The sequence below is a fragment of the Geothermobacter ehrlichii genome, assembly GCF_008124615.1.
GTDB lineage: Bacteria > Desulfobacterota > Desulfuromonadia > Desulfuromonadales > Geothermobacteraceae > Geothermobacter > Geothermobacter ehrlichii.
On sequence record NZ_VNIB01000001.1, the window covers coordinates 205,883 to 232,660 of the forward strand.

24 protein-coding genes are annotated in these 26,778 nt (G+C 60.6%); all 24 read left to right on the forward strand.

Annotation, left to right across the window (positions count from 1 at the left end):
- Positions 1-59 precede the first annotated feature (59 nt).
- A complete protein-coding gene (locus tag EDC39_RS00945) occupies positions 60-1,055 on the forward strand; it encodes a PhoH family protein (protein ID WP_148894599.1) in 996 nt (331 codons plus the stop codon).
- Positions 1,052-3,424 (forward strand): HD family phosphohydrolase, encoded by a 2,373-nt coding sequence (locus tag EDC39_RS00950; RefSeq protein WP_148894218.1) that lies wholly within the window; start codon positions 1,052-1,054, stop codon positions 3,422-3,424. The genes EDC39_RS00945 and EDC39_RS00950 overlap by 4 nt, the downstream gene beginning before the upstream one ends.
- A complete protein-coding gene (ybeY, locus tag EDC39_RS00955; RefSeq protein ID WP_148894219.1) occupies positions 3,321-3,779 on the forward strand; it encodes an rRNA maturation RNase YbeY in 459 nt (152 codons plus the stop codon). Before EDC39_RS00950 ends, ybeY begins: the two co-directional genes overlap by 104 nt.
- A complete protein-coding gene (locus EDC39_RS00960; RefSeq protein ID WP_148894220.1) occupies positions 3,776-4,486 on the forward strand; it encodes a diacylglycerol kinase in 711 nt (236 codons plus the stop codon). The genes ybeY and EDC39_RS00960 overlap by 4 nt, the downstream gene beginning before the upstream one ends.
- A 58-nt stretch (positions 4,487-4,544) precedes the next feature.
- Complete coding sequence (locus EDC39_RS00965) at positions 4,545-5,402, forward strand: hemolysin family protein (protein ID WP_246140146.1); 858 nt, start codon at positions 4,545-4,547, stop codon at positions 5,400-5,402.
- Positions 5,392-6,930 (forward strand): apolipoprotein N-acyltransferase, encoded by a 1,539-nt coding sequence (gene lnt, locus EDC39_RS00970; RefSeq protein WP_148894221.1) that lies wholly within the window; start codon positions 5,392-5,394, stop codon positions 6,928-6,930. Before EDC39_RS00965 ends, lnt begins: the two co-directional genes overlap by 11 nt.
- Positions 6,931-7,014: 84 nt before the next feature.
- Positions 7,015-8,113 (forward strand): peptide chain release factor 2 gene (gene prfB / locus EDC39_RS00975; RefSeq protein ID WP_148894222.1). Its coding sequence is split into 2 segments (ribosomal slippage): positions 7,015-7,083 and positions 7,085-8,113, totalling 1,098 coding nucleotides; the frame shifts between segments, so codons are not numbered across the junction.
- An 80-nt stretch (positions 8,114-8,193) separates the two neighbouring features.
- Entirely contained in the window at positions 8,194-9,678 is a 1,485-nt protein-coding gene (gene lysS / locus EDC39_RS00980; protein WP_148894223.1) for a lysine--tRNA ligase, read from the forward strand.
- A gap of 25 nt (positions 9,679-9,703) precedes the next feature.
- Positions 9,704-10,960: a lipoprotein-releasing ABC transporter permease subunit gene (locus EDC39_RS00985; protein ID WP_148894224.1), complete on the forward strand. Its 1,257-nt coding sequence runs from the start codon at positions 9,704-9,706 to the stop codon at positions 10,958-10,960.
- Complete coding sequence (locus EDC39_RS00990; RefSeq protein ID WP_148894225.1) at positions 10,953-11,630, forward strand: ABC transporter ATP-binding protein; 678 nt, start codon at positions 10,953-10,955, stop codon at positions 11,628-11,630. Before EDC39_RS00985 ends, EDC39_RS00990 begins: the two co-directional genes overlap by 8 nt.
- A 78-nt stretch (positions 11,631-11,708) precedes the next feature.
- A complete protein-coding gene (gene bamA / locus EDC39_RS00995; protein ID WP_148894226.1) occupies positions 11,709-13,991 on the forward strand; it encodes an outer membrane protein assembly factor BamA in 2,283 nt (760 codons plus the stop codon).
- Between the two features lie 43 nt (positions 13,992-14,034).
- Complete coding sequence (locus tag EDC39_RS01000) at positions 14,035-14,556, forward strand: OmpH family outer membrane protein (protein ID WP_148894227.1); 522 nt, start codon at positions 14,035-14,037, stop codon at positions 14,554-14,556.
- A 13-nt stretch (positions 14,557-14,569) separates the two neighbouring features.
- Entirely contained in the window at positions 14,570-15,610 is a 1,041-nt protein-coding gene (lpxD, locus tag EDC39_RS01005; protein ID WP_148894228.1) for a UDP-3-O-(3-hydroxymyristoyl)glucosamine N-acyltransferase, read from the forward strand.
- Entirely contained in the window at positions 15,607-16,038 is a 432-nt protein-coding gene (fabZ, locus tag EDC39_RS01010) for a 3-hydroxyacyl-ACP dehydratase FabZ (protein WP_148894229.1), read from the forward strand. Before lpxD ends, fabZ begins: the two co-directional genes overlap by 4 nt.
- Positions 16,039-16,052: 14 nt before the next feature.
- Positions 16,053-16,823, forward strand: coding sequence for an acyl-ACP--UDP-N-acetylglucosamine O-acyltransferase (gene lpxA / locus EDC39_RS01015; RefSeq protein ID WP_148894230.1), 771 nt, complete (start codon positions 16,053-16,055; stop codon positions 16,821-16,823).
- An 18-nt stretch (positions 16,824-16,841) separates the two neighbouring features.
- Entirely contained in the window at positions 16,842-18,002 is a 1,161-nt protein-coding gene (lpxB, locus tag EDC39_RS01020) for a lipid-A-disaccharide synthase (RefSeq protein ID WP_148894231.1), read from the forward strand.
- A gap of 15 nt (positions 18,003-18,017) precedes the next feature.
- Positions 18,018-19,763, forward strand: coding sequence for a lipid A export permease/ATP-binding protein MsbA (gene msbA / locus EDC39_RS01025; RefSeq protein ID WP_148894232.1), 1,746 nt, complete (start codon positions 18,018-18,020; stop codon positions 19,761-19,763).
- Positions 19,760-20,428, forward strand: coding sequence for a lysophospholipid acyltransferase family protein (locus EDC39_RS01030; RefSeq protein ID WP_148894233.1), 669 nt, complete (start codon positions 19,760-19,762; stop codon positions 20,426-20,428). Before msbA ends, EDC39_RS01030 begins: the two co-directional genes overlap by 4 nt.
- Positions 20,409-21,707 carry a 3-deoxy-D-manno-octulosonic acid transferase gene (locus tag EDC39_RS01035; protein WP_148894234.1) on the forward strand — a complete coding sequence of 433 codons (1,299 nt, stop codon included), beginning with the start codon at positions 20,409-20,411 and terminating at the stop codon, positions 21,705-21,707. Before EDC39_RS01030 ends, EDC39_RS01035 begins: the two co-directional genes overlap by 20 nt.
- Positions 21,704-22,954 carry a tetraacyldisaccharide 4'-kinase gene (lpxK, locus tag EDC39_RS01040; RefSeq protein ID WP_148894235.1) on the forward strand — a complete coding sequence of 417 codons (1,251 nt, stop codon included), beginning with the start codon at positions 21,704-21,706 and terminating at the stop codon, positions 22,952-22,954. The genes EDC39_RS01035 and lpxK overlap by 4 nt, the downstream gene beginning before the upstream one ends.
- Positions 22,935-23,864: an ELM1/GtrOC1 family putative glycosyltransferase gene (locus tag EDC39_RS01045; RefSeq protein WP_148894236.1), complete on the forward strand. Its 930-nt coding sequence runs from the start codon at positions 22,935-22,937 to the stop codon at positions 23,862-23,864. The genes lpxK and EDC39_RS01045 overlap by 20 nt, the downstream gene beginning before the upstream one ends.
- A complete protein-coding gene (locus EDC39_RS01050) occupies positions 23,861-24,967 on the forward strand; it encodes a glycosyltransferase family 4 protein (RefSeq protein ID WP_148894237.1) in 1,107 nt (368 codons plus the stop codon). Before EDC39_RS01045 ends, EDC39_RS01050 begins: the two co-directional genes overlap by 4 nt.
- A gap of 22 nt (positions 24,968-24,989) precedes the next feature.
- Positions 24,990-25,718, forward strand: a complete 729-nt coding sequence (locus EDC39_RS01055; RefSeq protein WP_187426580.1) for a glycosyltransferase family 2 protein — start codon at positions 24,990-24,992, stop codon at positions 25,716-25,718.
- A 10-nt stretch (positions 25,719-25,728) separates the two neighbouring features.
- Positions 25,729-26,700, forward strand: a complete 972-nt coding sequence (locus EDC39_RS01060) for a sulfotransferase family protein (RefSeq protein ID WP_148894239.1) — start codon at positions 25,729-25,731, stop codon at positions 26,698-26,700.
- Positions 26,701-26,778: the final 78 nt, after the last annotated feature.

Consider the following 26,778-nt stretch of genomic DNA (forward strand, 5'->3'; position numbering starts at 1 on the left):
CCCTGGCCCTGGTGGTATTTTGTCGGTCTTAAACGCTTTCGCAGTGAAAGGTGCCCCATTTGAACGAGAGCGACAGTTCACACCTTCTTGATCTGTCCGATCCGGAGCTGACGGCCCGCCTTCTTGGCCGGCAGAACCGTCATCTCAAACAGGCTGAAAGACTTCTTGGGCTGAAGATCGGCTCCAAGGGGACCAGCCTCCATTTTCGCGGAGAACCTCACCAGGTCGCGCTTGCCCGACGGCTGTTCGAGGAGCTGGCCGACCTGCTCCGGGAAGGGTATCCGCTCTATCCACCGGACATCGATTACGCGGTGCGCATCCTCAGTGCTGATTCGCGGGCGCGTTTGCGCGACATCTTTCTCGATACCATCTATGTCTCCGCGCGCAAGAAGGTGATCACGCCGAAAAGTCTGGCCCAAAAAAACTATATTGACGCCATTCGCGAGCACGACGTGGTCTTCGGGGTGGGGCCGGCCGGTACGGGCAAGACCTATCTGGCCATGGCCATGGCAGTGGCCAGCCTGACGCGCAAGGAAGTGAGCCGCATCATTCTGGTCCGACCCGCGGTCGAGGCAGGGGAGAAACTCGGGTTTCTGCCCGGCGACATCGCCGAGAAGGTCAACCCCTACCTGCGGCCGCTCTACGATGCCCTCTACGACATGGTCGATCTGTCCAGGGGCCAGGAGATGATCGAGCAGGGGACGGTCGAAGTCGCGCCGCTGGCCTTCATGCGAGGACGAACTCTCAACGACGCCTTTGTGATTCTGGACGAGGCCCAGAATACCACCACCGAACAGATGAAGATGTTTCTGACCCGGCTCGGTTTCGGCAGCCGTGCCGTGGTGACCGGAGACGTGACGCAGATCGACCTGCCGGCCGGAAGGGCGTCCGGCCTGCTGGAGGCGATGGATGTGTTGCGTGGCGTGTCCGGCATCGCCATGGTCCGTTTTTCAGACCGCGACGTGGTCAGGCATCCCATCGTGCAGTCGATCGTGCAGGCTTACGAAAAACGTTCCCGCCGGACCAGGGGGCGGGAGCAGGGCGAACAACCATGAGCAGACCGGAAAAGAAAACCGATGCCGTGCCTCGCAAGCTGGCGCGCGGGGCGGCGGACAACGGCCGTTTCTGGGGGATCGACAAAAAATACCAGCCCTATCTGCTGCTCTGCCTGCTGGCGTTTGTCCTCACCCTGATCATCGTCCCCAAGGGGGGATTCACCCCGGCGCATTACGCGCCCGGCGATGTCGCGGCCATCGACATCAAGGCACCCCGGGATCTGCTGATTCCGGATGAGAAACTGACCGCGAAAAAGCGCCAGGAAGCGCAGCAGGCCGTGTTGCCGCTCTACGATTTCGATCCGGCGGTCGGCAGCGACCTGACCGACCGGCTGCGGCAGGTCTTCGGCATCCTGGCGCCGGAAAGGCTCGAGGAGGGGGATCTGCATCGTGTCGAGTCGGAAGTTGAGGGCGTGCTCGGGCTCGACGTCGATGAAGGGCAGTTCGCGATCCTGCGCCAGCTCGCTGCGAAAAGCGAGCTGCACCAGCCTCTGCTCGACGAGGTGACCCGTGCCCTGTCAGTGAAGGCGGTCGCCAACCTGCAGCTGTTCAAGCAGGACCGGGAAAAGGGCGTTGTCGTTCGCGACCTGGTCGCCGGAACGGAAGCGGAGCTGGCCGACCTTACCGAAGTTGTCGGCGTCGGTGAAATCCGAGATCGGTTACTTGCCGGTCTGAAGCGGGCCGGCCTCGATCGCCGGCAGCGCAAGGTGCTGCACGGTCTGCTGGTCCGGATGGTGCGTCCCAATCTGACCTTCAACAAGAACGAAACCGAAGAGCGGAAGCGGCGGGCGGCCGAGGCGGTGCAGCCCATCCTGATACAGGTCAAGAAAGGGGAGATGATCGTTCGCGAGGGGGCGAGGGTCACCGAGGAGCAGGTGCGCAAGCTCAAGGCGCTGCGCGATCTGAAGAAGGATCGTCGCAACCTGAGCGCGGCGGCCGGGATGCTGCTGGTTCTGCTGCTGGTTCTGCTGGTCAGTTTTCAGTTTGCCGGCAAAAACATCTCCAAGTTCCGGCTGCAGCCTCGCGACATGCTCTTTCTGGTTCTGACCTTCAGTGGTCTGTTCGTGCTGATCAAGCTGGCCATCTTTCTCGCCGCGGCGGTGGAAACGGCCTTTCCCTACATCGACTCGGCCAGCTTCTATTACCTGATTCCCTTTGCCGCCGGCGCCGTTCTGGTGCGCATCGTCCTCAATTCGGAAGTTGCCCTGGTCTTTTCCGCCCTGGTGGCGCTGGCGGTCGGCCTGCTCTTCAGCAACAGCCTCTTTCTCGCCCTTTACGTTCTGATCGGTTCGCTGACCGGCGCCCATTTCGTTCGCCACTGTGGAACCCGTTCCGCCCTCTACCGGGCTGGCTGGCAGGTCTCCCTGGTTAACATGGCGATGGTGTTCGGTCTGCACCTGATGGCCGGCCATTCTCTGTCGATCCAGCTGCTCTACAAACTCGGCTTTGCCATGGCCGGCGGTTTTTTCTGCGCCATCGTCGCCACGGCGGCGGTGCCGCTGATCGAGGCCGTTTTCAAGTACACCACCGATATCAAGCTGCTGGAGCTGGCCAACCTGAACACGCCGGTTCTGCGGCAGCTGATGGTGCAGGCGCCGGGGACCTATCATCACTCCATTGTTGTCGGCAACCTCGCCGAGGCCGGCGCCGAGGCCATCGGCGCCAATCCGCTGCTGGCCCGGGTGGCCGCCTACTATCACGACATCGGCAAGATCAAAAAGCCGCTCTACTTCGTCGAGAACCAGAGCGGCACGGAGAACAAGCACGACAAGTTGAGCCCCTCCATGAGCGCCCTGATCCTGATGGCCCATATCAAGGACGGGGTTGAACTCGCCCGGGAGAACAGGCTGGGTCGGGAGTTGATCGACATTCTGCGCCAGCACCACGGCACCGCCCTGATGAAATATTTCTACGACAAGGCAAAGAACCAGCAGGACCCCGAGGTGCAGCAGGTCGACGAACGGGACTACCGTTATCCGGGGCCCAAGCCGCAGACCCGGGAGGCGGCGCTCATCATGCTGGCCGACGCGGTCGAGGCCGCCGGACGCACCCTGACCGACCCGACCCCCGCCCGTATCCAGGGAATGGTGCAGAAGATCATCAACAACATTTTCATCGACGGTCAGCTCGACGAGTGTGAACTGACCCTGAAGGATCTGCACAAGATCGCACGCAGCTTCAACCGCATTCTTGCGGGCATATTCCACTACCGGATCGACTACCCCGAACCGGTACACAAGGAAAAGGAACCGACCAGGAAGAAGAATGGCGACCATACAGATCGAGAATCGGCAGGCGAGGCAGCAGATCGACCTGGACGAACTGGAAAAGGCGGCGCAGAAGATCTTAAACGTCTTGGGATGTCCTGAGGGTGAGCTTTCGGTTCTGCTGGTCGACGACGAGCGGATCCGGGAGATCAACCGCGACTATCTCGACCGCGATCGGCCGACCAACGTCATCTCTTTTTCGATGCGTGAGGGGGAGGGAGCAGATCTCTGTCCCGGATTGCTCGGGGATGTGGTGATTTCCACTGAAACGGCCGCCAGGGATGCTCTGGAAGCCGGACTCTCGTTTCGGCACGAGCTCTATTTTCTGCTTCTGCACGGCATTCTGCACCTGCTGGGCTATGACCACGAACGCAGCGGCGAGGATGAAGCGGCCCGCATGGAGGCAAAGGAACGGGAGGTTTTCGCCCTGCTTCGTCGGGAATTTCGGTTGTCGTGACCCGCGAACCCGTCAAACCCTCGACCTGGCTCGAGAGCGTCAACTGCGCCATCGAAGGCATTCTCTGGGCAGCGCGGACCCAGAGACACCTGCGCTGGCATTTTCTCGCCGCCATGGCGGTCTTCATGGCGGCGCTCTACCTTCGGATTCCGGTGGTCGAGCTGATTCTGCTGGCTTTCGCCGTCACCCTGGTGCTGTTCGCCGAACTGGTCAATACGGCCGTCGAAATCGTCGTCGACATGGTTTCGCCCGGTGCCAGCGAGAAGGCCAGGCTCGCCAAGGACGTCGCCGCCGGGGCGGTGCTCATGGCGACGGTCGGTGCGGCGGCGGTCGGCTATTTCGCCTTTTCCCGCTACGTATTTCCCGTTGTCAGGGAGGGGATCGCTCCTTTGCAGCGGGCGCCGGGGGAGGTGGCGGTCGTTGCCGTGATTGCCGTGACCATCATGGTGGTGCTGTTCAAGGCCCGGTTTGGCCGGGGAACACCCCTGCACGGCGGAATGCCGAGCGGGCATGCCGCCGTCGCTTTTTCCATCGCCACATCGATTGCGCTCTCCGATGTCGGTGTGGTCATCGTCGTACTGGCTCTGGCGTTGGCGGTTATGGTCAGCCACAGCCGGTTGCTGATGCGCATTCATGATGTCAGGGAAGTCGTCGCGGGAGCGGGGCTGGGCATTCTGCTGACACTGCTGGTGCATCTGCTGCTGTGACTCCAGGGACGTCAAGAGCGGCAGTCAGGATGAAGGGTGTTTTTCTCGGGAGGAACTGTTGGCTGACGAACAGAGACGACAACCGGATGAATCGCTACTGAGCAGGTTCGGGCGCCTGTTGCGTGGCCGGCGGCGGGCGCTGTCGGAAAGAGAGCTGCAGGCCATGATCGAGGAGTCGGAGGAAGAGGGGCTGATCAACGAGGAAGAGAGCGAAATGCTCGCTTCCATTTTCGAGTTCGGCGAAACCATCGTCCGGGAGGTGATGGTTCCCAGAACCGAGATGGTCTGCTGCCCGGTCGATGCTCCCATGGAGAAGCTTCTCGCCATCATCATCAATTCCGGCCATTCACGTTTTCCCATCTTCGAGGGAACGACGGACCGCATTGTCGGGGTTGTCTACGCCAAGGACCTGCTCCGCTACTGGGGGCGGTCTCCCGACGAGGTCAGCATCCGCCAGGTCATGCGGAAACCCTTCTTCGTTCCGGAAACCAAGAAGATCGAGGAACTGCTGAAGGACTTCAGGACCAGGCGGGTTCATCTCGCCATTGCCGTCGACGAATACGGCGGCACGTCGGGGCTGATCACCATCGAGGATCTGCTGGAGGAGATCGTCGGCGACATTCAGGACGAATATGACCTGGAGGACGTGCAGCTTCGTCAGGAAGCAGAAGGCGTCTTTGTCGTTGATGCGCGCATCGGCATGTCGGAGCTGGAAGAAAGCCTCGACATCGACATCGATTGCCCGGAGGATGTCGATACCCTGGGCGGCTATCTCTGCCATCTCTGCGGCTCGGTTCCCGCGCCCGGCCGGCAAGTCGAAGCCGGCCGGCTGCGGCTCGATGTACTCGAAGCCGATGAGCGGCGCATCAGCAGGGTGAGGGTCACCCTGCTGCCCGAGAGTACCGATGAAGACTGAAACGGCGGTGCGGCGGTTTTTCCGGCCGGATCTGGTCGCCGCGGCCGGCTCGGGTCTGCTGGTCGCCCTGGCCTTTCCCCGCCCGTCCCTCTACCCGCTGGCCTGGATCGGATTTGCTCCCCTGCTGGTGTCCGGCAGCCGCCGGCCCTTTCGCGCCGGCATGTTGGCCGGCACGGTCTTTTTCGGCCTGGTCCTCTACTGGCTGAATATCGTCATGACCACCTACGGTCGGCTCGCCCTGCCGCTGGCGCTGGCGGCCTGGCTTCTGCTTTCCGTCTATCTCGCCCTTTTCTGGGCCGTCCCTTTCTGGGGGGCGCTTCGGCTTCGGGCGGTTTGCCGTTTTCCTCTGACCCTGGTCTTTCCGGTTTTCTGGGTCGGTTGCGAATATCTGCGCGGCTGGCTGCTGACCGGTTTTCCCTGGGCCCTGCTCGGCTATTCGCAGCACCCCTTTTCGCTGGTGTTGCAGACGGCCGACCTGTTCGGAGTCTATGGCGTCAGCTTTCTCGTCGCCCTGGTCAATGCCCTGCTTGCCGAAATCGTCCTGGGCCGGAAGGACGGCCACCCGCTGCCGGTCAGGTCGCTTCTGGCTGTCGGCTGCCTGCTGGCCGCCGCCCTCGGCTACGGCGCCTGGCGGCTGGACACCCCTGCGGCTTCGCCGCAACAGGGATTTACGGTGGCGCTGGCGCAGGGGAACATCGACCAGGCGCAGAAGTGGGATGCCCGGTTTCTGTATGAAACCCTCGACATCTACCGCCGGCTGAGCCGGCAGGCGTCACGGGCGGGGGCCGAGCTGACGGTCTGGCCGGAAAGCGCGACCCCCTTCTATTTCCAGGAGCCGGGCAGACCCCGTTCGCTGGTGGTCGGGGCGGCCCGCGAGCTGGGCGGTTTCCTGCTGTTCGGCGCGCCGGCCTACGAAAGGGAAGGAGACAGAGTCAGGTTTTACAACAGTGCCTACCTGCTGAATGCCGCCGGCGAGGTTCTGGGCCGCAGCGATAAGATTCACCTGGTTCCCTTCGGCGAATACGTGCCGCTCAAGTGGCTGCTGCCGTTTGTCGACAAGCTGGTGGCCGGCATCGGGGATTTTTCTTCTGGGAGGGTCATGCCCCTGAAGATGAACGGTCAGGCTCTCGGCGTACTGGTTTGTTATGAGGCGATCTTTCCCGATATCGCCCGCAGTTATGTCCGCCGGGGCAGCGATCTTCTGGTCAATATCACCAACGACGCCTGGTTCGGCCGTTCTTCCGCGCCCTGGCAGCATCTGGAAATGGCAGCCTTTCGCGCCGTGGAGCAGCGCGTCTGGCTGGTGCGCGCCGCCAATACGGGGGTTTCGGCCCTGATCAGTCCGACAGGTAAAGTCGTCAGCCACTCAAGGCTGTTCGAACCGGCGCTGGTCGTCGGCCGGGTCGTGCCCGGAGCCGGTCCGTCCCTCTACCGGCGGATCGGTGACGTTCTGCCGTTTTTCTGCCTTTTGACGGCGGCAGGGTGGCTCTGGATCCTCTGGCGTCGGTCGTCGGGCAGGGCAGGCTGATTTTCCGGCAGGAGCGGCTTGCCCCATGCCTCCTCAGCGGGTATAATCGCGCACCCGATTCAAATCCAGATCACGAGGTTGCTGATGTTCAGAGAAGAGATAGACAAACTCCGGTCGCTGAAGGAAAAGCTCGTCGAGCTGAGGAGGTATCTTTGACCTCGACGGCAAGAAAGAGCGGATTCAGGAACTGGAGGCCGAAATAGCGCGTCCCGGTTTCTGGGACCGGGGAGACGAATCCCAGGATGTCCTGCGGGAACGGACCAGCCTGCAGAAAACGGTCGAGGGCTGGGAAGAAGCCTACGGCGAGCTGGAGGATCTGCTGGTTCTGTGCGAACTCGGCGAGGAGAGTGAGGACGAGGAAACCCTCGCCGAGGTGAAATCCCTGCTTCCCGAACTGGAAAAGAAGATCGGGAAGATGGAATTCGCCCGCATGCTCAATGGCGAGTATGACGCCAACAACGCCATCGTCAGCATCAATGCCGGTGCCGGCGGTACCGAGGCGCAGGACTGGGCGGAGATGCTGCTGCGCATGTATCTGCGGTTCTGTGAGCGGCGCGGATTCAAAACGGAAATCACAGATTACCAGCCCGGCGAGGAAGCGGGCGTCAAGAGTGTGACCTTTTCGGTCGGAGGCGACTACGCCTACGGCTGGTTGCGGGCGGAAAAGGGCATTCACCGGCTGGTGCGCATCTCGCCTTACGATTCGAGCGCCCGGCGCCATACCTCGTTCTGTTCGGTGTTCGTCTTTCCCGAGCTGAACGACGATGTTGAGATCGATATCCAGGAGAAGGATCTGAAGATCGATACCTATCGCGCCAGCGGCGCCGGCGGGCAGCACGTCAACAAGACCGATTCGGCCATCCGGATCACTCATGTCCCGACCGGCATCGTGGTCTCCTGCCAGAACGAGCGCTCCCAGCACAAGAACAAGGCGGTGGCGATGAAGCAGCTCAAGGCTCGGCTGTTCGAGCTCGAGCTGCGCAAGAAGGAGGAAGAGGCGGCGGCGCTGGCCGGCGACAAGAAGGAGATCGCCTGGGGCAGCCAGATCCGCTCCTACGTGCTGCATCCCTACCGGATGGTCAAGGATCACCGGACCGGCTACGAGGTCAGCAACACCGACGCGGTGCTCGACGGTGACCTTGACGGCTTCATCGAGGCCTATCTGCTGGGCGGACAGAACTGATTTCGGGGCCGGCCGTCCGGTTTTGCCGGCGCGGTCGGCGCGACTCGATCGAACGGGTTGAGGAAAGGCTTTTGAAGACGATGGAAGAGACAAGCGACATCCGGGGCCAGCGGCTGGCCAAGGTCGAAGAACTGCGGCAAAACGGCATCAACCCCTACGCCAACGGATTTGCTCCCACACATACGCTCGCCGAGGTGGCCGAGGCCCACGGCGGCCATGCGGCCGAGAAACTGGCGGAACTCGATGTCCGTTACGCGGTCGCGGGACGTATCATGGCCCGCCGCGATTTCGGCAAGGCCGCCTTCATCCAGCTGCAGGACCGCAGCGGCAGGCTTCAGGTCTACGTGAACAAGCAGCAGGTCGGTGCCGAGACGTTCGAGCTGTTTCGCAAGCTCGATATCGGCGATATCGTGGGGCTGGAGGGGAGGCCGTTCCGCACCAAGACCGACGAGCTGTCCCTGCGTGCCGAGACGCTGACGCTGCTGACCAAGTCGCTGCAGCCGTTGCCGGAGAAGTGGCACGGCCTGACCGATGTCGAAACCCGCTATCGTCAGCGCTATCTCGATTTGCTGGTCAATCCGGAAGTGTGCGAAACCTTCCGCAAGCGCAGCCGCATCATCGCCCTGATTCGCCAGTTCATGGTCGAACGGGATTTTCTCGAGGTGGAGACGCCGATGATGCAGCCGATCGCCGGCGGGGCGACGGCGAGGCCCTTCATCACCCACCACAATACCCTGAAGATGGATCTCTTCCTGCGCATTGCGCCGGAACTCTATCTGAAGCGGCTGGTGGTTGGCGGATTCGAACGGGTGTTCGAGATCAACCGCAATTTCCGCAACGAGGGGATTTCGATCCAGCACAACCCCGAATTCACCATGATGGAGTTCTATCAGGCCTACGCCACCTACCATGACCTGATGGATCTGACCGAGGAGTTGATCTGCAAGCTGGCGCGGGAAGTGTGTGGTTCGCTCAAGATCAGCTACGGCGGTCGCGAGGTCGACCTGACACCGCCCTGGGACCGGCTGACGGTGCGCGAGGCGATCTGCAGGTATGGCGAAGTCGATCCGGAGGTGCTGGAGGACCATGACCGCTGCCTCGCCTATGCCCGCAGCAGGGGGCTGGAGTTCGAGGGGCCCATCGGGCACGGCAAGCTGCTGACGGAAATTTTCGACGAGGTGGTTGAACCGCACCTGTGGAATCCGACTTTCATCACCGAATATCCGACAGAGGTTTCGCCGCTGTCGCGCAAGAACGATGACAACCCCGATGTCGTCGACCGTTTCGAGCTGTTCGTAGTGGGCCGGGAGCTGGCCAACGCCTTCTCCGAGCTGAACGATCCCGTCGATCAGCGGGAGCGTTTCGAGAAACAGCTGGCGGAAAAGGAGGCCGGTGACGAGGAGGCCCACGCCATGGACGAAGACTACATCCGCGCTCTCGAATACGGCTTGCCGCCCACCGCCGGCGAGGGGATCGGCATCGACCGGCTGGTCATGCTGCTGACCGACTCGCCGTCGATCCGGGACGTCATTCTCTTTCCGCAACTGCGTCGCGAAACCCGCTGATCACGGACCGGGAACCGGACCTGTCATGGGATACGAATGGTTTGTCAGCCTGCGCTATCTGCGGGCCAAGCGCAAGCAGACCTTCATATCGGTCATCTCCTTCATCTCCATCGCCGGGGTCACCCTCGGTGTCGCCGCCCTGATTCTGGTGCTGGCGGTGATGACCGGTTTTCATGACGGTGTCCGCAAGCAGATCCTCGGCAACATTCCGCACGTTCTGGTGCAGAAATACGGTGGCGCCCTGGAAGACTCGCCCGGTTTTCTCGACGATCTGCGTCAGGTTTCGCCACATGTCGTGGCCGTCACGCCATTCGTTGCCCGGGAGTCGATGCTGCTGGCGAACGGGAATGTCTCCGCCGTCAGTCTCAAGGGGATTCCCCGCAGCCACAAGGTGCTGAAAAAGGAATTTTTGAGCCTCGACAACCAGGATGTCGCCTCCCTGCTTTTCCGTGAAGATGACAACCACCTGCCCGGTATTCTCGTCGGCATCGACACGGCGACCGCCCTCGGTGTTTCCCTCGGAGACACCATCAATGTCATCCCGCCGATGTTCACCATGACCCCTTTCGGCATGATTCCGAAGATGAAGCCCTTCAGGGTGGTCGGCATCTTCAGGCAGGGTGGCGGTTTTCTCGATACCTTTTTCGCCTATGTCTCTCTGCCGCAGGCCCAGGCCTTTCTCGACAGCAGGGAGCAGCTGACCGGCATCGAGATCGATGTCGACCGTTATGACCATGCCGCCGGTGTTGCCGAGGCCCTGCGCGCCAGGTACGGATTTCCTTACGTGATCCGCTCCTGGGAGGATATGTTCGGCTCTTTCCTTTCGGCGCTGAAGCTGGAGAAGCTCGGACTGTTCATCGTGCTCGGCATCATCGTGCTGGTCGCCGCCTTCAACATCGCCTCCACCCTGATCATGGTGGTGATGGAAAAGAACAAGGATATCGCCATTCTGCGTTCGATGGGAGCGACCTCGCGCAGCATCATGAAGATCTTTCTGTTCGAGGGGCTGGTCATTGGCGTGGTCGGCACGTCGCTGGGGACGGTTTTCGGCCTGTTGCTGGCCTGGAATGCCGATCCGGTGATCAAGTGGGCCGAGAGGACTTTCGGCCTGAAGATCTTCGACCAGGCGGTCTACGGGATGGACCATTTCCCCTCGGTGGTCAACTCCGGAGATGTCCTCGCGGTGGTGGCCGTCTCCTTGGGCATTTCCCTGTTGGCAACCCTCTATCCTGCCTGGCATGCCGCCAGGACGGATCCTGCCGAGGCCCTGCGCTATGAGTGACGACAGAATCAGCGTCCGGAATCTGGTCAAGTCCTATCCGACCGCCGAGGGGACGGTCGAGGTCCTGCGTGGAATCGATCTCGACATCATGACCGGTGAGCGACTGGCCATTGTCGGCGCTTCCGGAGCCGGGAAGAGCACTCTTATGCATATCTTGGGCGGGCTGGACCGTCCCACCGATGGCCGGGTCTGCTATTCCGGTCAGAACATCTGGGCGTTGCCGGAGGCGGGGATCGATTCTTTTCGCAACCGGACCATCGGATTTGTTTTTCAGTTCCATCAGCTGTTGCCGGAGTTCACTGCGCTCGAAAATGTCATGATGCCGATGCTTGTCGGAGGAAGCGGTCGCAGGGAGGCGAGGGAAAACGCCGAGCGGCTGTTGCGGGAGGTCGGCCTCGGGCACCGGCTTGGACACAAGCCGGGGCAGCTTTCCGGCGGGGAGCAGCAACGGGTCGCCATCGCCCGTGCCCTGGTGATGGAGCCGAAAGTCCTGCTGGCCGACGAGCCGACAGGCAATCTTGATTCAACTACCAGCGAAAGCGTTTGGCGGCTATTGGAACAGGTTCACGAGCGGTACCAGCTGACCATGATCATCGTGACCCACAGCGAGACTCTGGCCGGGCGGATGGATCGGATTGTCCGCATGGCGGATGGCCGGATCCTGCCTTGAAAAAGGTTTACACTCTGGCATTCCATTCTCTATAATGACCCATTTTGTGGTCCCAGAACGCAGGAGATTGCCGGTTCCATGCTGAAATTTCGCCGTTTGGCCCTTGCCATTCTTCTTCTTGTTATTTGCAGCAGCATACCTGCCTGGTCGGTTACCTATCGTGTCGATGATGTCGTGGTCAGAGGAAACCGGCGGGTCGAGCTCGATTCCATCCTGCCGCTGCTAACGGTAAAACCGGGAACCACGGTTATGACAGAACAGATCGATGCCGATATCCGGGCCATCTACGGCCTGGGACGTTTCGAGGACATTTCGGCGGAAATCATCGAAGAGAACGGCGCGAAAATCCTGATCTACAACCTCAAGGAACGCCCCCTGGTTCGAAAGATCATTTTCGAGGGGAACGATGAATTCGATGAGAGCAAGCTGCAGACCCTGATTACCCTGCGCACTCCGGATATTTACGAACCGCGGGTGGTGGAGGAGAGCGTTCGGGCGATTCGCGACGAGTACGTCAAGGAAGGTTACTACGGTGTCGAGGTCAAGCCCGAGGTCAAGGTGAACGACCGGGCGGAAGCCGAGGTGACCTTCAGGATCAGGGAAGGGGAAAAGGTACTGGTCGATCACATCGTTTTTGACGGCAATACGGTCATTTCCGACCGAAAGCTGAAGAAGGTGATGCAGACCAAGGAGCGCTGGTTCCTCTCCTGGCTGACCGGCCGGGGTACGTTTCTCGAGGATGTCCTCAAAAACGACCTTCTGCTCATTGCCGATGAATACCTCAATCAGGGGTATCTGCAGGTGAAAGTCAAGGATCCGGTCATCCTGATCAGTGAGGATCGCAAGTCTCTTGATATCTATATCGAAATCGAGGAGGGGGACCAGTTTCGGATCGGCAAAATCGATGTCGATGGCGATCTGCTGCTGCCGCGTGAGGAACTGCTCGCAAAAATCACCCTGAAACCGGGCGACGTCTTCAGTCGCAGGCAGTTGCGGGAGAATGTCATCAGGCTCAGCGATCTCTATGCCGATCGTGGCTACGCCTTTGTCAATGTCGCTCCGCTGTCGCATCTCGACACGGAAAAAAGGCAGATCGACCTGAAGTTCGACATTGAAAAGGGTGACAAGGTTCATATTCATCGCATCAAAATTTCGGGGAACACCAAGACGCGCGACAAGGTGATTCGCCGGGAGATCAAGTTGGCCGAGGGAGATCTGTTCAGTGCCTCGAAAATCAAGGCCAGCCGGCGCAACATCAACAATCTCGGCTTTTTTGAGGAAGTCGAACTCAATACCCGTAAAATATCCGAAAAAGGCCTGATGGATATCGATGTCCAGGTCAAGGAACGCCCGACAGGAACCTTCAGTGTCGGAGCCGGTTATTCATCGGTGGACGGGTTGGTGGCGCAGGGGTCGGTGAGCCAGAGCAACTTTCTCGGCCTTGGATTGAAACTCGATGTCTCCGGTTCCTTCGGCGGCAAGTCGACCACCTACAACCTGGGCCTGCTCGATCCGCATTTTCTCGACACCCGTTTCGCTCTGGGCGGCGACCTGTACAAGACCGACCGTGAATATACCGATTACGACAAGGCGACGGTCGGCGGCGATGTCAAGCTTGGTTTCAGCATCGCGGAGGACAACCGGTTCTTCTTTGTCTATCGCTACGAAGAGAAAGAGATCACCAACGTCGATCCGACAGCTGCCATCGAAATACTGGAGGCGGCCGGGGTTTCGACCCTTTCGGCACTCACAGCCTCCTTCACGCGTGATCGAACCGATTACCGTCCCGATCCGACCCGGGGGTACATCGGGGAGATATCGGCCGAGTATGCCGGTCTGGGTGGCACTGAGAAGTACGCCAAGCTCATCCTCGACTACCGTCATTACATTCCGGCCATCTGGAAGACCTACTTCATGCTGCATGGCCAGATCGGCCACGCCTTCAAGGTGTCCGGCGACCCGATTCCCCTGGATGAAAAGTTCCGTCTTGGCGGCATCAGCACCCTGCGCGGTTTCGATTCGCGCGAGGTCGGCCCCCGTGTTCAGCAGGTCGACGAGTTCGGCGTGCCGATTCCCGGCGCCTATGACTATCCCGGCGGCAACAAGGAGGCCTTTGCCAACATCGAGTATCTCTTCCCGCTGTTCCCGGAAGTCAAGATGAAAGGCGTGGTCTTTTTCGATGTCGGCAATGCCTGGGCATCCGGCGAAAACTATTTCGACGATGTGCGATACAGTGCCGGAGCCGGCATCCGCTGGATGAGCCCGCTTGGACCGCTGCGGCTGGAGTGGGGGCGCAACCTCGATCCCCGCGACGGTGAGGAAACAAGCCGTTTCGATTTTTCCATGGGACGATTCTACTGAATAAACGGACAAAGTCAGTCAGATGGATGAAAGGATGATAAACATGAAAAGATGTGTACTGCTGTTGGCGCTTCTGGGCATGGTTTTTCTGGGGGTGAACGGAATGGCGGCCGACCTCAAGATCGGCTATGTCGATCTGCAGAAAGTTCTCAACGAGTCCGATGCCGGCAAGGCTGCCAAGCAGAAGATCGGTGAAAAGGTCAAGGAATACGAAATCCAGATCCAGGCCAGGCAGAAGGAGCTGCAGGCCGCCAAGGAGGAACTCGAGAAACAGGCTCTTCTGCTGTCGGACGAGGCGCGTTCCAAGAAGGAACGGGAATATCAGCAGAAGCTGAAGGAGCTGCAGCGCTTCACCAAGGATGTGAGGGAAGATCTGCAGATGCGGGATTCGGATGCTACCAAGAAGATTCTGGCCGAGATTCTGAAGATCGTTTCCAGTTATGGCGAAGAGCAGGGGTACACCCTCATCCTGGAAAAGAATGAGAGCTCCCTGATCTATGCCAGTGACAAGATCGATCTGACCGACGCCATTCTCGAGCGCTACAACCAGAGCAGAAAAAAGTAGAACGGGGACTCTCATGGCGCGATTGAAGGAACTGGCGGAGCTGGTTGGTGGCCGGGTGGTCGGTGATCCCGAGCTTGAAATCAGGCGTCTGGCCGACTTCGATGAAGCGGGGGAGGGGGATATCGCCTTCGTGAGCCGGGCCAGTTATGCCCGGCGACTGCACCAGCTCAAGGCCTCCGCGGTGATTCTCAGCGCCGAGGCGCCGATATCCTGCAGCCAGCTGATATGTGCCAACCCTTATCTGGCCTTTGCCCGTATCCTGGCTTTTCTCGAGGTCGAGAAACCCCGGCCGCTCGGCATCATGGACGGGGCCTGGGTCGACCCGTCGGCGGAAATCGGCGATGAGGTGACCATCTATCCCGGCTGCCATGTCGCTGCTGGTGCCCGTGTCGGTCGCGGGACCATCCTCTACCCCAACGTGGTGCTCTATCCGGATGTGGTGCTCGGTGAGGACTGTGTTTTGCACGCCGGCGTCATTGTCCGGGAGAAATGCCACCTCGGAGACCGGGTGATTGTGCAGCCCAATGCCGTTATCGGATCCGACGGATTCGGGTTCGCTCCCGACGGGGAACGTTACGAGAAGATTCCGCAGGTCGGTGTTGTCGTGATCGAAAATGATGTCGAGATCGGGGCCGGGACCTGTATCGATCGGGCCGCTCTTGGAGAAACCCGCATCGGCGAGGGATGCAAGCTCGACAACCTGGTGCAGATCGGCCACAACGTTCGGGTCGGTCCCCATACGGTCATGGCCGGTCAGACCGGTATCGCCGGTAGCACGATCATCGGCCGGCACTGTACCTTCGGCGGCCAGTCCGGGACCGCTGGTCATATCAAGGTCGGTGACAACGTTACGGTCGCCGGCAGGGGAGGTGTCGCCTCCGATACCGAAGGGGGCCAGGTTCTTTCCGGTGCTCCCGCCATGCCGCACAAGGAGTGGCTCAAGGCATCACTGACGTATGTCAAGTTGCCTGAAATGCGCCGGGAGTTGAACCGGTTGAAAAAGGAGGTTGCGGCGCTGACTGCCGCCATGAAAGAGTTGGGGGACGAGGTATGATGGATATCCGTAAAATCATGGAGCTGCTGCCGCACCGCTACCCGTTTTTGCTGGTTGACCGGATCATCGAGGTTGTTCCCGGCAAGAGGGTGGTCGGTTTGAAAAATGTCACTATCAATGAGCCCTGTTTTCAGGGGCATTTTCCTGAGCACCCCATTCTTCCCGGCGTGTTGATTGTCGAGGCCATGGCCCAGGTGGGAGGGGTGTTTGCTCTGACCAGTGACAATATCGGCGAGAACAAGGTGTCCTACTTTGTCGGGATCGACAAGGCACGCTTTCGCCGTCCGGTCCGTCCGGGCGACACCATCCGTATCGAAATGGAACAGGTCAGCGTCAAGCGGGGTATCTACACTTTTGCCGGCAAGGCCTATGTCGACGGCAAGGTGGTGGCTGAAGCGCAGCTGATGGCTACTTTTGCCGACAAATAAAAGAGGTTTGCACGATGATTCATCCGACAGCGCAGATTCATCCCGGAGCCGAGATCGCCGATGATGTCGAAGTCGGTCCCTACGCTGTGATCGGCGAGCATGTCCGTATCGGTTCCGGAACCCGCATTGGCGCCCATGCGGTTATCGACAACTACACCGAGATCGGATGCGACAACAAGATCTACCAGTTCGCATCGGTCGGGGCCGAGCCCCAGGATCTGAAGTTCGCCGGCGAAAAGTCCTGGTTGCGCATCGGCGACAGGAATAAGATTCGCGAATTCGCCACCCTGCATCGGGGGACGGCCGATGGCGGGGGCGAGACGGTGGTCGGCAACGACTGCCTGTTCATGGCCTATTCGCACGTGGCGCATGACTGCCGGGTCGGTGATCATGTGATTCTGGCCAACGCCGCAACCCTGGCCGGGCATGTCGTCGTCGAGGACCATGCCATTCTTGGTGGTCTGTCGGCCGTGCACCAGTTTACCCGTATCGGTGCGCATGTGATGCTCAGCGGCGGCACCATGGTGGTGCAGGATGTCGTCCCCTATGCCATGGCCCAGGGAGACCGGGCGCGGATTGCCGGCATCAATCTGGTCGGACTCAAACGGCGGGGATTTTCCGACGAGGCGCTGAAGCGGATCAAGGCGGCCTACAAACTGGTCTTCCGCAGCGATTTGCGGCTCGACGAGGCGCTGAAACGGCTCGAGAGCGAACTCGGAGGAAATCCGGAAATCGATCACATGCTCGCTTTTCTCCGGGGCAGCGAACGCGGCATCACCCGCTGAAGTCCGGGAGTGCGCTAGATGGTGGATCCGTCATCGGAACGCCACAGGGTTCTTGTTGTTGCCGGGGAAGCTTCCGGCGATCTGCACGGCGCCAATCTGATCAGGGCGGCCCGGGAGCATGCTCCCGGGCTCTCCTTTTTCGGTGTCGGCGGAAAGAAGATGGCCGCCGAAGGATGTGAAGTCCTGATTTCGGCCGACCATCTCGCGGTGATGGGGCTGTTCGAGGTCGCCGGCAAGTTTCCCGTCATCCGCAAGGCCTTTCGACGGCTGTCGCAGATATTGCGCGGGAACGACAGACCGGACCTGCTGATCCTGATCGACTACCCGGGTTTCAACCTGCGGCTGGCCAAGGTGGCGCACGAGGCGGGGGTGCCCGTTCTCTATTACATCTGTCCCAAGGTCTGGGCCTGGGGACGCAGGCGCATCAAGCTGCTTGCCGAACGGGTCGACCGTCTGGCCTGCATCTTTCCCTTCGAGCCGGAGCTGTTCGCGGGAACCGGTCTCGATGCCCGGTACGTGGGCAATCCGCTGCTCGACGAGTACCGGCCGGGACGGTCGCGTCAGGATTATCTCGAGGCTGTTGGCTTCGATCCCCGGCAGGCCGTTGTCGGCCTTTTCCCTGGCAGCCGGCGGTCGGAGATCCGTTATATCTTCGACACCATTCTGCAGACCGGCCGCAGGTTGCAGGCCGACGCCGGCATCCGTCAGTTCCTGATGCCGGTGGCGCCGTCTCTCGATCCGGCGGAGCTGCAGCGACGGGTCGATGCCTGTGGGTTGCCGGTCAGACTGGTGACTGGCGATATCTACGAGATTGCGGCGGCCTGCGACGCCGTTCTCTGCGTTTCCGGCACCGTGACCCTGCAGGTGGCGCTTGCCGGGACACCGATGGCCGTCATCTACCGTACCTCGCCGCTCAGCTACGCCATCGGCCGGCGGCTGGTCCGGATACCGCATTTCAGTCTGGTGAATATTGTCGGCGGTCGCGAAATCGTCCGTGAATTTCTCCAGGAGCAGGCCGAGCCGGTGGCGCTGGCGGCGGAGTTGCGCCGGTTGCTTGAGGATGTTGCCACCCGTGAATCGATGCGGGCCGAGCTGGCGGCTCTGCGCGAAAAGATGGGGAGTCCCGGCTGTTCGCGGCGCGTTGCGGCCATGGCCGTGGAACTTTTGCAGAAAAAATAGAAATGGAAACCGGTTTTGTCTGACACTGCCAAGAAAAACATCTATCTGCGGCTGGTAGCCTATGCCGCGCCCTACAAGTGGCGCATCGCCCTGTCGATGGTCGCCTCGCTGCTGGTCGGCGGTTCGGATGCCCTGATCGCCTATCTGGTCAAGCCCTTCATCGACGAGATGATCGTCGCCGGAAACATGCAGCTGGCGAAGCTGGTGCCGCTTCTGGTCGTCGGCCTGGCCGCCACCAAGGGGGCGGCGCGTTTCATCCAGATGTACTACATCCGCTATGCCGGCCAGGGGGCCATCCAGGACATTCGCAACCAGCTCTACGGCCACCTGGTCAGGCTGTCGATGCCTTTTTTCGTCCGCCATTCTTCCGGTACGGTGATGTCGCGGGTGCTGAATGACGTCAACCTGATGCAATCGGTCCTGTCGGACGTTTTGGTGACCCTGCTGCGGGAGTCGACCTCCATGATCGCCCTGGTCGCCTATGCCTTCTATGCCGACTGGAAGATGGCGCTGATGGCTTTCGTGGTGATTCCCGCCTCGGCCGGCCCGGCGGCGGCCATCGGCAGGAAGATCAAGACCTTTTCGCGTCGTGGCCAGAGCGCCATGGGCGAGGTGACCAAAAGCCTCGAGCAGACCCTGTCCGGCATCAAGGTGATCAAGGCGTTCGGTACCGAGCGGGAGGAAGAGGAGCAGTTCCGGCGCGAAAACGCCGGTTTCTTCCGCCTGATCTGCAAGACGTTCCGTTACGATGCGGCCTCGTCGCCGATCATTGAGGTGCTGACCTCGATCGGCGTGGCAACAGTGCTCTGGTACGGTCTCTACCGGGTCGGGTCCGGCGACATGACCAAGGGGGAGCTCTTTTCGATCCTGGCGGCCATCCTGCTCATGTACTCGCCGCTGAAGCGACTGACCCGGGTGAACAACGTCTTCCAGCAGGCGCTCGGCGCGGCGGAGCGGGTCTTCGAGATGCTCGACCACGAACCCGAGGTCGTCGATGCGCCCGACGCGATCGAGATGCCGCTGTGCCGGGGCGAGGTCCGGTTCGAGCAAGTCACCTTCGCCTACGAGGACGAGCCGGTGTTGCGGGACTTCTCCCTGGTCGCCCCGCCCGGCCAGGTGATCGCCCTGGTCGGTCCGAGTGGCGCCGGCAAGAGCACGGTCATCAGCCTGCTCAACCGGTTCTACGACCCGCAGCAGGGGCGGGTCCTGATCGACGGCTATGACATCCGGAAAGTGACCCAGGAAAGCCTGCATCGCAACCTCTCGCTGGTGGACCAGGAAACTTTCCTTTTTCATCGCAGCATTCGCGACAACATCCGCTACGGTCGTCCCGAGGCCACCGACGACGAAGTCGTCGAGGCCGCCCGCAAGGCCTGCGCCGACGAATTCATCCGCCAGCTGCCAAACGGCTACGACACCCAGATTGGCGATCGTGGCGTCCGGCTTTCCGGCGGCCAGCGACAGCGCATCTGCATCGCCCGGGCTATTCTGCGCAACGCGCCGATCCTGCTGCTCGACGAGGCGACCAGCGCCCTCGATACCGAAAGCGAATCGCTGGTGCAGCAGGCCCTGGTCAATCTGATGCAGGGAAGAACGACCTTCGTCATCGCCCATCGTCTGTCGACGGTCATGCACGCCGACCGGATCCTGGTGCTCGACCAGGGGAGGGTGGTCGAAGCGGGCAGTCATCAGGAACTGCTCGGCCGTGACGGGCTCTACCGGCGGCTGTACGACATGCAGTTCAAGGACGGGGAAGCATGAGCGGCTGGAAGGATCGTCTGCTGCTCGGTCTGGCGCCGCCGGCCGCCGCCCTGGTCATCCGCCTGCTTCATGCCAGCATGCGGACCGAGATCATCGGTGAGGAGCATCCTGCCCGGTTCTGGGAGCAGGGGAAGAATGTCATTCTCGCCTTCTGGCACGATCAGCTGCTGCTCATGGTGCTCGGCTATCGGGGACCCGGGGCGAAGATTCTCATCAGTGCCTCCAAGGACGGCGAACTGATCGCCCGCACCATGCGCTTTTTCGGCCAGGATGCAGTGCGCGGTTCTTCGAGCCGCGGCGGACGGGCCGCTTTTCGCGAAATGCTCAAGCTGGCCGAGGAGAAGGTCGATCTGGTCTTCACTCCTGACGGTCCGCGCGGCCCCAGGCACGAACTGAAGGACGGCGTGGTGCAGCTGGCCCGCATGACGGGCATGCCGGTGATCCCGATGGCTTTCGTCGCCAGCGCCGGGCACCGTTTCGGTTCCTGGGACAGATTTCTGTTGCCTCGCCCTTTTGCGCGCGGAGTCTACGCCTTCGGCGAACCGGTCCATTATTCGCGCGCAGAGGGGCCGGAAAAATTCCGCTTGCGTCTGGAATCGGCCATGAAGGAGAATCAGCGGCGGGCCGAGGCCAGGCTGGAGGACCATGGTTTATCTGCTGTATGATCTCATACTGCTGCTGGCGGCGATCGTCCTGACCCCCTACTACCTCTGGCGGGGGCTGAAGTACGGCAAGAGCCGGCGCGGCATCCGTGAACGTCTCGGGCGATTCGCCCCCGAAAGCCTGCGCCGGATCACCGGAAGGAAGGTGATCTGGGTGCACGCGGTTTCGGTGGGGGAAACCCGGGCAGTGGTGCCGCTGCTCAGGGAACTGAAAAAGGGATACCCGGAGCATGCCCTTGTCCTGACCAATGTCACTGAAACCGGTCGGTCGGTGGCAGCCGGCCTCGATTGCGTCGATCTCTGCCTCTTCTTCCCCTTCGATCTCTCCTGGGTTGTCCGAAGGGTGCTCAGGCGGCTCGATCCGGAGATCATCATTCTCGTCGAAACGGAGCTCTGGCCGAATCTGGTGCGGCAGGCTCATGCCAGAAATGTTCCGGTGGCGCTGGTCAACGGCAGAATCTCCGATCGTTCCTTTCCCCGCTATCGCAGGGTCCGGCCGCTGCTCGCCCCCCTGCTGAAAAAGATCGTCCTGTTCGGGATGCAGACCGAACTGGATGCCGAGCGGGTCCGCCGGCTCGGCGCTCCGCCGGAACGGATTCGGGTCACCGGCAACCTCAAGTTCGACATGGCCGTTCCCGAGATCGGCGACGGCGAGCTGGCCCGCTTCCGCTCTTTGCTGGGACTCGCTCCGGAGGCTCCGGTTCTGGTCGCCGGCAGCACCCACCAGGGCGAGGAAGAACTTCTGCTGCAGGCGTTCGAAGTCTGCCGGGCGGCCCATCCCGCCCTGCGCCTCGTTCTCGTGCCGCGGCATCCCGAAAGGGCCGCCGAGGTGGGCGAGCTTGTCCGGTCACGCGGATTTGTACCGGTGCTGCGGAGCCAGTGCCCGCAGAACGCCGCCGGCGAGGGAGTGCCGGTCGTCATTGGCGATACCCTCGGCGAGATGCTGCGCTTCTACGCCCTGGCCGACATCGTCTTTGTCGGTGGCAGTCTGGTTCCGATCGGGGGGCACAACATCCTCGAAGCCTCACTGCTGAAAAAGGCCGTTCTTTTCGGGCCTCACATGAACAACTTCAAGGAGATCGCCCAGCTGGTCCTGTTTGCCGCCGGTGGGCGTCAGGTCGACGATCTGGACGAACTGGTGGCGGCGCTGACGGATCTGTTCGGTGACCGCGAACAGCGTGAAAGGATGGGCCGGGCTGGGCACGCCCTGATCGAGCGGCATGCCGGCGCCACGGCGCGCACCCGGTCCTGTCTGGATGACCTGCTGGGAAGCGGACGATGAGTGCCACCGGCCGATATCGCCGTTTTGCCGTCGAAGGTCCGCGCGGTGCCGGGGAATGGCTGCTTTTTCTGCTTCTGCTTCCCCTGTCCGTCATTTACGACGGTATTACCCGGTTGCGGGCCCTGGCCTACCGTCGTGGGTGGTTGCCGGTTGTTCGACTGCCCGTTCCCGTGGTGTCAGTCGGCAATCTGACGGCGGGTGGTACGGGCAAGACGCCGATGACCGGCTGGCTCCTTTCGTGGTGCGCCGCCAACGACCTGAAGGCGGCTGTCATCTCGCGCGGCTACGGCGGCCGGCGGTCGGTCGAACCGCTGACGGTCTGCGCCGGCAAGGGGCCGATGGTGGGGCCGGAAGAGGCCGGCGACGAGCCTTTTCTGCTGGCGCGGCGTCACCCGGATGCGATCGTCGTCGTCGGTGCCGACCGGGTGCGGGCGGGCAGGATGGCGATCGAAGAGCACGGAGCGCAGATTCTGCTGCTGGATGACGGCTACCAGCATCTGAGGCTGGCGAGGGATCTGAACATTCTGCTGGCCGATGCCGGGCGCCCCTTCGGCAACGGCCGGGTGCTGCCCGCCGGTTACCTGCGGGAGGGACGGCAGGCCGCCGGCAGGGCCGATCTGCTCATTCTCACCAGGGCCGACGTGGCGGGCCGGCAAGAGCCCGTTCTCGACCTTGATCTTCCCGTGATCCGGACCGGGCACCGGCTGTCGCAGCGGGTCGTTCCCCTGCGGGGAACGTCTCTGGCTGTCGACCGGCTTCGCGGCCGAAAAGGCGTTGCCTTTTGCGGCATTGCCGACCCCGAGGCCTTTTTCGCCCAGCTTCGCGACCTGGGACTGACGTTGCGGGAGACGGTCGCCTTTCCCGATCACCACACCTATCCACCGCAGTCCCTGCAGGCTCTGAACAGGCTCGGGGAGGATGGCGATTATTTCATAACCACTGAAAAGGATGCTGTCAAACTGTCCGCCGATTCCCTTGTCCGTCCCTGCTACCGGATCGGACTGGACATCGTTTTTCTGCAGGGACGGGATATTCTCGAACAGAAGCTGAAGGTGATCAGAGAAAGGATACGCAAGCCGATGGCTGTACCGAAGGATCTGCTGGACATCCTGGCCTGTCCCCAGTGCAAGGGAAAGGTGCGTTTCGACGAGGACAATGCGGAAATTATCTGTGAATCCTGTCGACTCGCCTATCCCGTCAGGGACGAGATTCCGGTGATGCTGATCGATGAAGCCCGGACGATCTGAAAGCGACGGTCTGCCGCTGCTGATCCTGAGTGACGGCCGGCCCGGGCATGTCAACCAGTCCGTCGCCTTTGCCCGGCACCTGGGCAGGGACTATCGCCTGTGCCGGGTGCGGTTTCGCAGCCGTTGGGCGAAGGGGCTTTCCTATCTGCTTGACCGTTGCGGTATCGAGACGGCGGCGTTGTTTGACCACGACGAGGTGACCGGCCCCTTTGCCGCCGTTGTTTCCGCCGGGTCGGACACCTATTACGCCAACCGGGGGCTGGCCCGGCACCTGGGCTGCAAATCGGTGGCCATCATGCTGCCGCGCGGCTATCGGCTCGGGTTCGACCTGATTGTCGCCCAGGAACACGACAACCCGCCGCGGCGGTCGAATTTGATCTCTTTGCCGGTGAACCTGAGCTGGGTCGAGCCCGCCGGGCATGTGCGTCCCGACGGCGAAGGAGGAATCGTTTCGGTGATTGTCGGTGGCGTCAGCAAGCGCGGCCGGATCGACCCCGCGCGTCTCGAGGGGCAGGTCCGGAAGATCTTCGATCATTTTCCCGGGCAGACGATCTGGCTGACGACCTCCCGCCGCACCTCGCCCGCGGTGGAGGCCATGCTGCGCCGCTTTCCCTTCGCCTATGCCGTCTTCTATTCCGAAAGGCAGATCAATCCGATTCCCGATTTTCTGCTGCACAGCGACTATGTCTTTCTGACCGACGATTCGACCTCGATGATCAGCGAGGCGGTAAGCTGGGGACGCTCCAGGGTCGAGATTTTGCCGTCCGCCGACGGTCTGCCGGCCGGGAAGCCGGGGAGATTTCTGCGCCGTCTGCAACAGGGGGGCTATCTGCATCTGTTTGAGGGTGAACCGGGTTGTGCCGACCGGAAGGTCGATCTGCGGGCGATGCTGAGCGAGGTTGCGTTGTGAAGATTGTCCAGTTGTTGCCGGAGCTGAACGAAGGCGGTGTCGAGCGGGGCGTGGTCGAGCTGAACCGCGAACTGGTGCGGCGCGGCCACGAAAGTGTCGTCATCAGCGCCGGCGGCAGGCAGGCATCGCAGATCGAGGTCGACGGCGGCCGGCATGTCACTTTCGATGTCTGCAGCAAGAATCCGCTGACCGCTTTTCAGCGGGTGAGGGGACTGAGGCGTCTGCTGCGGGAACTGGCCCCCGACATTCTGCACGCCCGCAGTCGCGTCCCCGCCTGGCTGGCCTGGCTGGCCAACCGGCGGCTGCAGATCCCTTTCGTGACCACAGTGCACGGCTTCAACAGCGTCAACGCCTACAGCCGGGTGATGACCTTCGGCGACCGGGTCATCTGTGTCAGCGGTGCCATCCGCGACCATGTGCGCCGGCACTATGACGTTCCGGAGGAAAAGCTGGTGGTGATTCCCCGCGGCGTGGATCTGGATGCCTTCGATCCTAACCGGGTCGACCGGGAGTTCATGACCCGCTTCCGGGCAGAACACCGGCTCGAGGGCAGGTGGGTCGTCACCGCCGTCGGCCGCATTACCCAGCTCAAGGACTACGAGACCTTCATCCGCGCCATCGGAGAGCTCGGCCGGCAGCGGCCCGAGGCCGTTGGCCTGATCGTTGGCGGAGTACGGGAGGACAAACGCGACTATTTTGCCTCGTTGCAACGCCTGGTGACAGAGCTTGGCCTGGAGGACAGGATCGTTTTCGCCGGCAGCCAGCAGAGAATCGCCGAAATCTACGCCCTGAGCGACGTGGTGGTGTCGAGTTCGAAAAAGCCCGAGAGCTTCGGCCGGGCCGCAGCCGAGGCGCTGGCGATGAATGTGCCGGTCGTCGCCAGCAGGCACGGCGGTGTGCTCGACATCGTCAGGGAAGGGCAGACGGGCTTTTTGTTCGCTCCCGGCGACGATGCAGAGCTGGCGCGGCAGATCATGCGGGCGGCAGGCCTGGATCGTTCCGGGTTGCGAAAGATGGTGGAAGAGAATTTCAGTCTGGAAATGATGGTCGATCGCACCCGGGCCGTATATGCCGATCTCGGCTGCGGGCAAGGTTCCAGCTGATGTAAAGGTCCCCGAGGATTCGATGAAAAGATTTTCCATTATCACGGTATCGTTGAATGAGGAGGAGAGCATCAGAAGGACCTGTGAAAGCATCTGTTCACAGGAGTTTGACGATTACGAATGGATCGTGATCGATGGAGGTTCGACGGACAGAACACTCGATATCCTGAACGAATACGGACACAAGATAAGCCATATGTCATCCGAACCGGACGATGGCATTTACGATGCGATGAACAAGGGTGTGGAGAGGGCCTCCGGCGACTATCTGGTCTTCATGAACGCTGGCGATTCCTTCTACGACACCCGGGCGTTGGGGCTGGTCTCGGAAGCTCCGGAGAAGGATATCCTGTACGGAGATTTCATGTGCGTGGCCGTGGACGGAAGGAGTTTCGTCAAGAAGTTTCCGGACGTGCTGCCGAAGGATTTTCTGGTGGGCAACATGCTGCCGCATCAGGCTTCTTTTTTCAAAAGAGACCTCTTTGCCCGATATGGCGGTTATGATACGTCCTATCGAATCGCCGGAGACTATGAACTGTTCGTCCGCTTTCTCTACGCGAACGGGGCTTCGTCCTGGCATGTTCCGCATGTCGTTGCCGTTTTCGGTACCGATGGCATCAGCAGCGACCGGGCGTACAAGAAACTGCGGAGGATTGAAAACCACAGGGTCAGAAAAAGGTATTTCCCCTGGTCACTTTATGGCCTGAAACGCATAGAAAATGAACTGAAAATAAGATTTTTCAATAGATAAAGAATAAATTATGACCAAGCCTGTTTTTATTCTGTCCTTGCCGAGATCAGGGTCCACTTTATTGCAGCGCCTGCTTTTGATGAGCGGCCATTGTGCAACTTTGGGAGAGCCCAGTTTGCTGTTGCGATTTCTTGGGGAAGATGACGTTGTTGTCAGAAAAGCCACATATTGGGAATTTCTTGTTTCCATTGGAATGAAAGATATTCGCGAAAATTGGAGTGGCTTTGATGACGCGTATTATTCGGGTGTAAAGGATCTGATGCTGAAGATCTACACCGGCCTTGCTGGTGGAAAAGAATGGTTCGTTGATAAAACTCCCAGATATACACTTATTTGCGAGGAAATTCATAAGGTTTTTCCTGATGCAAAGATAATCGTATTGTGGCGACACCCCTTGGCCGTGGCTGCTTCAATGTATAAAACTGCCAATAAAGGGTTTTGGTATCCCGAGGAATTTTCAATAGACTTATATGAAGGGATGATGCGTTTGCACGCTTTCTCTCGCTCTCATGAGGACGAGATTTGTGAAGTGCGCTACGAAGATCTAGTTGTCAATCCTGCAGCTGAACTCAAGCGTATAGGTGAATACCTGGGCTGGGATGGCTTGGAAGAGGTTTTGCGGACCCCGCTGATATCGTCGGCTGGAGGGTCGCTAGGGGATCCGACAGGTGTGAAAAAATTTAAAACAGTTTCTTCCTCAAATCTGAACAAGTGGGAAGAACTGTATAATAATTGGTACCGGCGATGTTGGGCACGCCGGTATTTTAGAGGTGAGCGGCTGGCTGCTATGCGGCAGTATGGATATGAGCTGCCGGAAGGCATTTCTGGAATGCGATTCTGGAGGTGGAACCTGTTGGCAGGGATGAAAGATTGGATTTTGGCTGCGAGCCGAAACTCTCGTCGAATCAGGAACCCTGTATTGATTACCCGCTTTCTGCGAAAATTCAGAAAGAAATATGGGTATGGGGTCATGTTCCGATAGAATCACTCTCACTCTGTTTGTACAGAGATAGTTGTCACGTTGTAACTGGAATTTACCACGTCATCCTTTTCGGCTGTT

Excerpts from the sequence above, each read along its gene's own strand:
- EDC39_RS00950 (WP_148894218.1), top strand. The coding sequence starts at position 1,052 with ATGAGCAGACCGGAAAAGAAAACCGATGCCGTGCCTCGCAAGCTGGCG.
- ybeY (WP_148894219.1), top strand. The coding sequence starts at position 3,321 with ATGGCGACCATACAGATCGAGAATCGGCAGGCGAGGCAGCAGATCGAC.
- lnt (WP_148894221.1), top strand. The coding sequence starts at position 5,392 with ATGAAGACTGAAACGGCGGTGCGGCGGTTTTTCCGGCCGGATCTGGTC.
- lysS (WP_148894223.1), top strand. The coding sequence starts at position 8,194 with ATGGAAGAGACAAGCGACATCCGGGGCCAGCGGCTGGCCAAGGTCGAA.
- EDC39_RS00985 (WP_148894224.1), top strand. The coding sequence starts at position 9,704 with ATGGGATACGAATGGTTTGTCAGCCTGCGCTATCTGCGGGCCAAGCGC.
- EDC39_RS00990 (WP_148894225.1), top strand. The coding sequence starts at position 10,953 with ATGAGTGACGACAGAATCAGCGTCCGGAATCTGGTCAAGTCCTATCCG.
- bamA (WP_148894226.1), top strand. The coding sequence starts at position 11,709 with ATGCTGAAATTTCGCCGTTTGGCCCTTGCCATTCTTCTTCTTGTTATT.
- EDC39_RS01000 (WP_148894227.1), top strand. The coding sequence starts at position 14,035 with ATGAAAAGATGTGTACTGCTGTTGGCGCTTCTGGGCATGGTTTTTCTG.
- lpxD (WP_148894228.1), top strand. The coding sequence starts at position 14,570 with ATGGCGCGATTGAAGGAACTGGCGGAGCTGGTTGGTGGCCGGGTGGTC.
- fabZ (WP_148894229.1), top strand. The coding sequence starts at position 15,607 with ATGATGGATATCCGTAAAATCATGGAGCTGCTGCCGCACCGCTACCCG.
- lpxA (WP_148894230.1), top strand. The coding sequence starts at position 16,053 with ATGATTCATCCGACAGCGCAGATTCATCCCGGAGCCGAGATCGCCGAT.
- lpxB (WP_148894231.1), top strand. The coding sequence starts at position 16,842 with ATGGTGGATCCGTCATCGGAACGCCACAGGGTTCTTGTTGTTGCCGGG.
- EDC39_RS01030 (WP_148894233.1), top strand. The coding sequence starts at position 19,760 with ATGAGCGGCTGGAAGGATCGTCTGCTGCTCGGTCTGGCGCCGCCGGCC.
- EDC39_RS01035 (WP_148894234.1), top strand. The coding sequence starts at position 20,409 with ATGGTTTATCTGCTGTATGATCTCATACTGCTGCTGGCGGCGATCGTC.
- lpxK (WP_148894235.1), top strand. The coding sequence starts at position 21,704 with ATGAGTGCCACCGGCCGATATCGCCGTTTTGCCGTCGAAGGTCCGCGC.
- EDC39_RS01045 (WP_148894236.1), top strand. The coding sequence starts at position 22,935 with ATGAAGCCCGGACGATCTGAAAGCGACGGTCTGCCGCTGCTGATCCTG.
- EDC39_RS01055 (WP_187426580.1), top strand. The coding sequence starts at position 24,990 with ATGAAAAGATTTTCCATTATCACGGTATCGTTGAATGAGGAGGAGAGC.
- EDC39_RS01060 (WP_148894239.1), top strand. The coding sequence starts at position 25,729 with ATGACCAAGCCTGTTTTTATTCTGTCCTTGCCGAGATCAGGGTCCACT.